The sequence below is a fragment of the Caulobacter sp. HJHS_5 genome (assembly GCF_056683955.1).
Genome location: NZ_JBWZNC010000007.1, coordinates 365856 through 373011, shown reverse-complemented (window position 1 = coordinate 373011; position 7156 = coordinate 365856). Strand labels below are relative to the sequence as shown.

The 7156-nt window shown below is 68.6% G+C and carries 5 protein-coding genes; 1 reads left to right on the top strand and 4 read right to left on the bottom strand.

Translation table 11 applies throughout. The features are described from left to right. Positions 1-211: 211 nt before the first annotated feature. Complete coding sequence (locus tag ACFLIT_RS15850) at positions 212-1537, bottom strand: nicotinate phosphoribosyltransferase (RefSeq protein WP_479912222.1); 1326 nt, start codon at positions 1535-1537, stop codon at positions 212-214. Positions 1538-1610: 73 nt separating this feature from the next. Further along, entirely contained in the window at positions 1611-2609 is a 999-nt protein-coding gene (locus tag ACFLIT_RS15845; protein WP_479912221.1) for a sugar phosphate isomerase/epimerase family protein, read from the bottom strand. Between the two features lie 163 nt (positions 2610-2772). On the opposite strand from ACFLIT_RS15845, the gene ACFLIT_RS15840 reads away from it, so the two are divergent. Further along, positions 2773-3168 carry a cupin domain-containing protein gene (locus ACFLIT_RS15840; protein WP_479912220.1) on the top strand — a complete coding sequence of 132 codons (396 nt, stop codon included), beginning with the start codon at positions 2773-2775 and terminating at the stop codon, positions 3166-3168. Between the two features lie 6 nt (positions 3169-3174). On the opposite strand, the gene ACFLIT_RS15835 is transcribed toward ACFLIT_RS15840, so the two are convergent. Then, a complete protein-coding gene (locus ACFLIT_RS15835) occupies positions 3175-4977 on the bottom strand; it encodes a flagellin (protein ID WP_479912219.1) in 1803 nt (600 codons plus the stop codon). 72 nt (positions 4978-5049) lie between these two features. Further along, positions 5050-7089 carry an outer membrane protein assembly factor BamB family protein gene (locus ACFLIT_RS15830; protein ID WP_479912218.1) on the bottom strand — a complete coding sequence of 680 codons (2040 nt, stop codon included), beginning with the start codon at positions 7087-7089 and terminating at the stop codon, positions 5050-5052. Between the last annotated feature and the right edge of the window lie 67 nt (positions 7090-7156).

Below are 7156 nucleotides of genomic sequence, written 5' to 3'. Positions count from 1 at the left end.
CACGGTCGCAAGACCCACCCATGATCGAGGGACCGCCAGCGTCACCCTCCTCTCGGAGGTCGGCTCAACATGCAACCTATGAACACCGCTCTTGCGGGCGCGAATGCGCCTCTTCCGACTCACCAGGCATGGATCGCCGGGACTTCGCTCGGCGATGACGGATGGAGGTGAGTTCGGAGTGTCCGAATATCGTCCTGCAGCAGACTACAGCTCAAACCCGAACCGGCATGGCCGCCGCCCCCGCGTCGCCGAACACGCGGCGATAGCGTTCGATTTCCTCGGCGGGGCCGGTGGCCTTGTTGGGGTTGTCGGACAGTTTCACGGCCGGGCGCCCGTCGGCCTCGACGACCTTGCAGACCAGGGAGATCGGGTCGTAGAGCGCCTCGCCGCGCGCATCGCAGCCGCGGAAGTCGTTGGTGGCGTTGGTGCCCCAGCCGTAGGCGCGGCCGACGCGGCCGGCGAAATGCCGGTGGATGGCGACGATGTCCTCGCCGTGCGGCTCCCAGCCGGGGACGGCGACGTCAAGGCCGTCGGAGAAGAGGACAAAGCGGTCGAGGGGGTCGACGGCGTTGGCTTGCAGCCAGGCGATCAGTTCCTCCCCCGCCTCGACGGCCGGCTTGGAGTCCGGGCGATAGCCGCGCCAGTTCAGCGCCACCCAGGACGGGGCGTCGCGCAGGAACTGCGTCGTGCCGAAGGTGTCGGTGAGGGCGACCAGCAGGTTGCCGGAATAGCTGTTCTGCCACTGGTTCAAGAGATCGTACTGGCTGGCCTTGAGCGCCGCGTCGTCGGGGGCCAGGGCGGCCAGGACCATCGGCAGTTCGTGGGCGTTGGTGCCCTTGGCGTCGAGGCCGTGCTTGAAGGCCAGGAAGGCGTTGCTGGTGCCGACGAACGCCGGCCCAAGCGCGTGGGCCATGGCCCGCACCACCCACTCCTGCCAGAGGAACGAGTGGCGGCGGCGCGTGCCGAACTCCGAGATGGCCAAGCCGTCCAGCGGCTGCAGGCGGGCGAGCTTGCCGAGCAGCTTGGCCTTGGCGCGGGCGTAGAGGAAGTCGAGCTCCAGCTCGCTGCGCTGCTGGTGGGCGGCGCGGCCCTTCAGCTCGCTGATGATGGCGAGGGCGTAGATTTCCCACCACGTGACCTCCGCCCAGGAGCCGGCGAAGGTGAGCTCGTACTGGCCGTCCTTCACCGCGAGGTCGTATTCGGGCAGGCGCAGGGACCGCAGGAAATCGACGAAGGCCGGGCGGAACATATGCTCGCGGCCGTAGAAGGTGGCGCCGGCGATCCAGATCAGCTCGTTGGGCCGGAAGCGCAGGGTGCGCACATGGTCGAGTTGGGCGCGCAGCTCGACCTCGGAAATGATCTCGGCCAGGCGCACCGAGCGCGTGCGGTTGATCAGGCTGAAGGCGACCTGGGTGTTCGGGTAGCGCTCGTAGATGAACTGCCCCATCAAGAGCTTGTAGAAGTCGGTGTCCAGCAGGGACCGGACGATGGGGTCGATCTGGTAGCTGTGGTCGTGGGCCCGCTTGGCGAAGTCCATCGCGTATCCTCGCCGAACCCTGGACATGAAAGGGGCCGGAAGCGTCGCCGCCCCGGCCCCCGATGTCACCCGCTTATTTCTTGCAGGTCATGTAGTTGAAGGCGATCTCGGCCGACTTCAGCCCGTCCGGCGGGCCGTCGTATTCCCAGATGTAGTACTCGACCTTCTTGCCGGCGGCGTAGACGGCGGGCCAGTCGGTGTCGTCGCCGCCGACGTCGGCCAGCTCCGTGCCCTTGGTGCCCTTGATGTGGTAGAGGATGATCCGGTCGCTGTACTTGTTGATGAAGGCCAGCATGGCCGGCTGATCGAGCTTGAAGGCCTCCAGCGCCCAGTGAACGTCGACCTCGAAGTTGACGTACTTCGGATCGGTCTCGGCGGCGACGATCTCCCAAGCCGTGGTCATCACCGGCTTGCCGTCCTTGTTGATGTCGTACAGGTACTTGTTGTCGAACTCGCGCGTGTGGTTGTGCACGTAGAAGCGCAGGCCCTTGGCGGCGGCGCGGCGGCCGAGATCGTTGAGGTTCCTGGCGGTGGCCAGGACGTCTTCCAGGCTGTTCAGCCCGGGCTGGCCGTAGTTCCCCGAGCCGATGTAGGGGCCCATCTTGGTGGTGACGGCGTCGGCGAGCTGCTGGTCCCAGGTGGCCGGGTTCAGCTGGCCGTGGTTGCTGATCAGCTTCAGCTTGTTCTTCTCGAGCAGCTGGCCCCACTGGGCCACCGGCAGGCCGGCCGTGCCGGCGCCCTCGGCGTTGCGGTAGCCGATCTCATGCACCCGGGCGAGGACCTGATCGACGCGGGCCGGGTCGGCGGGCGGCGGCGGCGGGCGCGGCGTGGCCGGGGCGGTCGACGGCGGAGCGCCGCCGTTGCGCATGCTCTCGGGCGTGCTCGGCGGGCGCGGAGCCGGGGTCGTGCCGGCGAAGACCGCGTTCAGGCTGTAGAGCTGGATGCCGATCTTATCGACGGGGATGGGAACGCAGGCCTTGGCGGCGCCCTGGGCGAGGGCGGCGGGCGCCCCGACGAGCAGGGGCAGCGCGCCGGCGACGGCGGCGAACAGCTTCAGGCGAGTCTTGTGCATTGATCTCTCCCCACCGGGCGGTCTCGCGCCGCCGGATTCTCACATGGTGAGCGCAAGCTCGCCGAAATCCGGCGAGGAGTCGAGGCGGGATCAGGGGCCGCCTATCTGTGAACCTTCACCACCTGTCGCCGTTGTTCTGCGCGACCATCGGAGGAGCGAAATCATGAAGGGCTACATCGCCGACATCGAGAAACTGACCCTCGGCAACACCGACTTCCGCCGCGTGCTCTACACCGGCAAGCATCTGCAGCTGGTGCTGATGGCCCTGGCGCCGGGCGAGGAAATCGGGGCCGAGACGCATGAGACCCACGACCAGTTCTTCCGCGTGGAAGCCGGCGCGGGCGTGGTGGAGATCGACGGCGTGCGCACCGCGATCGAGGACGACGACGTGGTCATCGTGCCGGCCGGGGCGCGGCACAATGTGATCAACACCGGCGAGGGACCGCTGAAGCTCTACACCCTCTATGGCCCGCCCGAGCACCGCGACGGGCTGGTGCATGTCGAAAAGCCGGACGAGGAGCCCGAGGAAGAGCACTTCGACGGCAAGACGACGGAATAGACCGCCTCAGCCCTCGCCCCGCGCGAAGAGTTGCTGAAGCCATCGCGGCGCGGCGTTGGCGATGCTGAGACTTTGCAATGCGAGCTGCTGTTGGATCTGGGCGGCGGTGAGCTTCGCCGCCTCGCGGTCCAGGTCGGCGTCGACGAGGTTGCCGATGCCGGTCTGGGTTACGTCCGACAACGAGCCGATGTGATCGAACGCCAGATCGAAGGCGGTGGCCGTCGTGCCGAAATAGGCGCTGTCCCTGACCGCCTTGTCCAAGGCTTCCTGGATGGCGGTTAGGACGGAGGAGGGATTGCTCCAGTCGAGGCCGGCGAGGCCAAGGCCGCCGGAGGTCATGTCGCGACTGGAGGCGCGGAGGGTCGATTGACCGCTGGTGTCGGTCAGAAAATCGTAGTGGATCAGGCTGAACCCCGGCCCCTGAACGCTGGAGGTGTTGGCGGCCGGCGCGGCGACGGGCGAGCCCGAGGCGCGCAGCACCATGCCGCCGACCGCCCAGGCGCTGTCGATATCGGCGCCGCCCGAGTTGAACTGCAGGGTTACATCGCCAAGGGCCGGATCGTAGTCGAAGCTCAGCATGGTCTGGCCGCTGACCGGTCCGCCTGGGGGAACGCCGCCTCCGCCCGGGACGTAGGCCTGACCGCTGGCGGCGATGCGCACGCCGGCCTGGTAGACCTCGACCGTGTCCGGCAGGTCGAAGGCGTCGAACACCATGTCGATACGGCCGGCCTGAGCGCCCGCGTCGATCGTGTGGGTGGCGACCGCGCCGGCCGGCGCCTCCTCGCTTTCGCGGGCCGCGTCCTCCGGATTGACCGCGCCGGGCGCGGCGCCCATCTCGGCCGAAGCGTCGATCGTGGTGGTGACCGTGGCGTTCACGGAAGGCGTGGGGATGGGATCCGCCGGATCCTGAAGGTTGATGCCGCCCACGCGCCAGACCGAGCCGCTGGCGTTGACGTTTTCATTGAACCGGAATTCGAGGTTCTGGCCGGCGGCGGGATCGTAGTCGAAGCTGAGGACATGCTGCCCCGAGACGGCCGAGCCCGGGCCGACCGCCGCGCCGTTGGCGACGTAGGACTGGCCGGTGGCGGCCACGCGCACGCCGTTCTGCCAGATCTCGACGACATCGACCGCGCTATAGGCGTCCAGGAACAGGTTCACCCGGCCAGCCACCGCCCCCGCGTCGGCGAGGACCGTCTGCGACGCCGCGCCGGAAATCTGCGACATGGCCGTGGCGAACTCGGGCGAGGTGGCGATGTAGGGCGGCCCTTGCGCCACGCTGGTCGAAACAGTGGCCGATGTCGGCAGGGCGCTCGGCAGGCGCGAGAACGCCGCCGGCTGGGCCATGGTGCTGGACAGCGAATAGCTGGTGCGGCTGGTGGTCAGTATCGTCGGCCGCCCGGTCAGCAGATTGAGGCCGTCGAACTCGGCGGACCGCGCGACCTGATCGATCTGCTTGATGATCGCTTCCATGTCGGCGCGGATGAGGTCGCGGCTCTGCACGCTGGAGGGGTCGTTCAGGGCGATGGCGTGAGCCTTCAACTCGCTCAGCAGGTCGTTGATCGACTCGGCCCCCGACAGGGCCACCTCCAGGGCCGACTGGCCCCGGGCGAGGCCCTGGCTCAAGGCCTGCTGACCTGAAAGCTCGGCCCGCATGCCCTGGGCGATGGCGAAGGTGGAGGCGTTGTCCTTGGGTCCGGCGACGGCGAGGCCGGTCGAGACGCGTTGCTGCGCCGCCGAAAGCTTGGCGTTGGCTGCATTCAAGGCGCCGAGCGCCAGCAACGCGGACTTGTTCGTGTTTATCGACGTCACAGCGAATCCCGGCGGCGAGCCTAGCCAACAACGTGCGGTTGCGCGACCTTTCGGCGCAAAGGCATGTGCCGATCAGGCCGACAGGGCGAACACCGCCAGTTGGCCCTGCTGCCCGCGCGGCGGATCGGCGAGGCCGACGGCGATGAACTGGCGGCCGGCGACGCTGTAGGTCATCGGGCTGCCGGTGACGCGGGCGGCCATGCGGACCTGCCCGACCTCGCGGCCGGTCGCCTTGTCGTAGGCGCGCAGCCAGGCGCCGGACTTACCGTCCTCGCCGGTGGTGGACGTGCCGTCGCCGGCGATCAGCAGGGTCTTGGTCAAGAGGACGCCGACCTTGCCCTTGCTGCCGGTGCGGGGGACGTCGACGCCCTTCAGGGACGGGGAATTGCGGACTTCGTCCGGGGTTTCGCCGTGGGCCACCTGCCAGACAAGGTCGCCCTTGTTGAGGTCGAGGGCGCTGATGCGGCCATAGGGCGGCTTGAGGAACGGCACGCCGTCGATGGCCAGCGGCGGGCGGCGCACCGGCGGCTGGCCCGGCGCCGGCGAGGCCGTGCCGCTGACGTAGGTCAGGTCGGTCTTGGCCGGATCGCCCGGCACGAAGCCGATCGGCACCGGCGACATGTTCGAGAAGACATAGGCCATGTTGGTGTCGGGATCGAAGGCCCCGCCCGGCCATTGGCAGGCGCCGTCGTTGCCGGGCGTCATGATGGTGGCGAGCGGCCCCGGATAGCGGCTGACGCAGCCCGGCTCGAACAGCGGGCCGATGCGATAGCTCTTGATCAGCTCCAGCGCCTGGGCGCGCAGCTGCGGCGTGAAGTCGACGAGATCGTCCAGGGTGATGCCCTGCATGTCGACCGGCGGCGGCTTGGTGGGCATGGGCTGGGTGGGCGAATAGACCTCGCCGGGGACGTCGCCCTTCGGCACGGGACGCTCGGGGATCGGCCAGACCGGCTCGCCGGTCTCGCGGTTGAGCACGAAGGTGAAGGCCTGTTTGGTGAACTGGGCCAGGGCCTTGATCTTCTTCCCGTCGACCACGAGGTCGCACATGATCGCGGCGCACATGATGTCGCGGTCCCAGACGTCGTGGTGCACCGTCTGGTAGTGCCAGACCTTCTCGCCGGTGCGGGCGTCCACGGCGACGATGCAGTCGGCGAACAGATTGTCGCCCGGGCGGAAGACGCCCATGAAATCGCCGGTCGGCTGCTCGATGGACAGGTAGACGAGGCCGAGCTCGGGGTCGGCGCTGTTCTGCGCCCAGTTACCGGTATTGCCGCTGAATTCGGCCGAGCCGTCGCCCCAGGTCTCGTAGCCGGGCTGGCCGCGCCTCGGCACGGTGTGGAAGATCCACAGGCGCTTGCCGGTGCGCACGTCGAAGCCGCGCACATAGCCCTTGATGTGGTTCTTCGAGGTGTTGACCGCCGAGTGGGCGGCGCCGACCACGATAACGTCGCCGACCACCAGCGGGGTGGAGTGGAGGCCGATCTCCTGGCCGACGCCCTGGCCGTCGGGGCTGATCTCCTGGTCGTTTTCCTTCTTGAGATCGACGACGCCGCCCTCACCGAAGGTCGGGTCGCGCTGGCCGGTCCTGGCGTCGAGGCTGATCAGTTGATAGCCGACGGTGACGTAGAGGATGCGCTCGCGCACGCCGTCCGACCAGTAGGAGACGCCGTGGCCGCCGCCCCCGCGCGGGGCGCGCCCGCCGCGTTCGCCCTCGGGATGGTCGTACTTCCACAGCAGCTCGCCGGTGGCGGCGTCGAGGGCGATGCAGGTGCGCATGCCGCCGGCGGAGATGTAGAGCACGCCCTTGGCCATCAGCGGGGTGCACTGGAAGACGGCGTCGCTGGGCAGGCCGTGGTCTTCCGGCTTGAAGGTGAAGACCGGCTGCAGGCGGTTGAAATTGTCGGCCTTGATCTGGCTGAGGGGAGCGTAGCGCGTGCTCTGCAGGTCGCCGCCATAGGTGCGCCACTCCCCGCGGTCGACGCCGGCGGAAAGATTGGCGTTGCGGATCGGACGCGGCGCGCGGCGTTTGACCTGGGCGGCGGCGGGCGCGGCCGTGGCGGCGCCGACGGCGGCGAGACTGGCCACGACGGCGCGGCGTGAGATGTCGTCCATGTTCCCCCCGAGGTCTCTTCACGGACCCTGGCGGCGCAGACCTTACCGTGCGTTCCACGGCTGGCAA

Excerpts from the sequence above, each read along its gene's own strand:
- ACFLIT_RS15845 (WP_479912221.1), bottom strand. The coding sequence starts at position 2,609 with ATGCACAAGACTCGCCTGAAGCTGTTCGCCGCCGTCGCCGGCGCGCTG.
- ACFLIT_RS15850 (WP_479912222.1), bottom strand. The coding sequence starts at position 1,537 with ATGGACTTCGCCAAGCGGGCCCACGACCACAGCTACCAGATCGACCCC.
- ACFLIT_RS15830 (WP_479912218.1), bottom strand. The coding sequence starts at position 7,089 with ATGGACGACATCTCACGCCGCGCCGTCGTGGCCAGTCTCGCCGCCGTC.
- ACFLIT_RS15840 (WP_479912220.1), top strand. The coding sequence starts at position 2,773 with ATGAAGGGCTACATCGCCGACATCGAGAAACTGACCCTCGGCAACACC.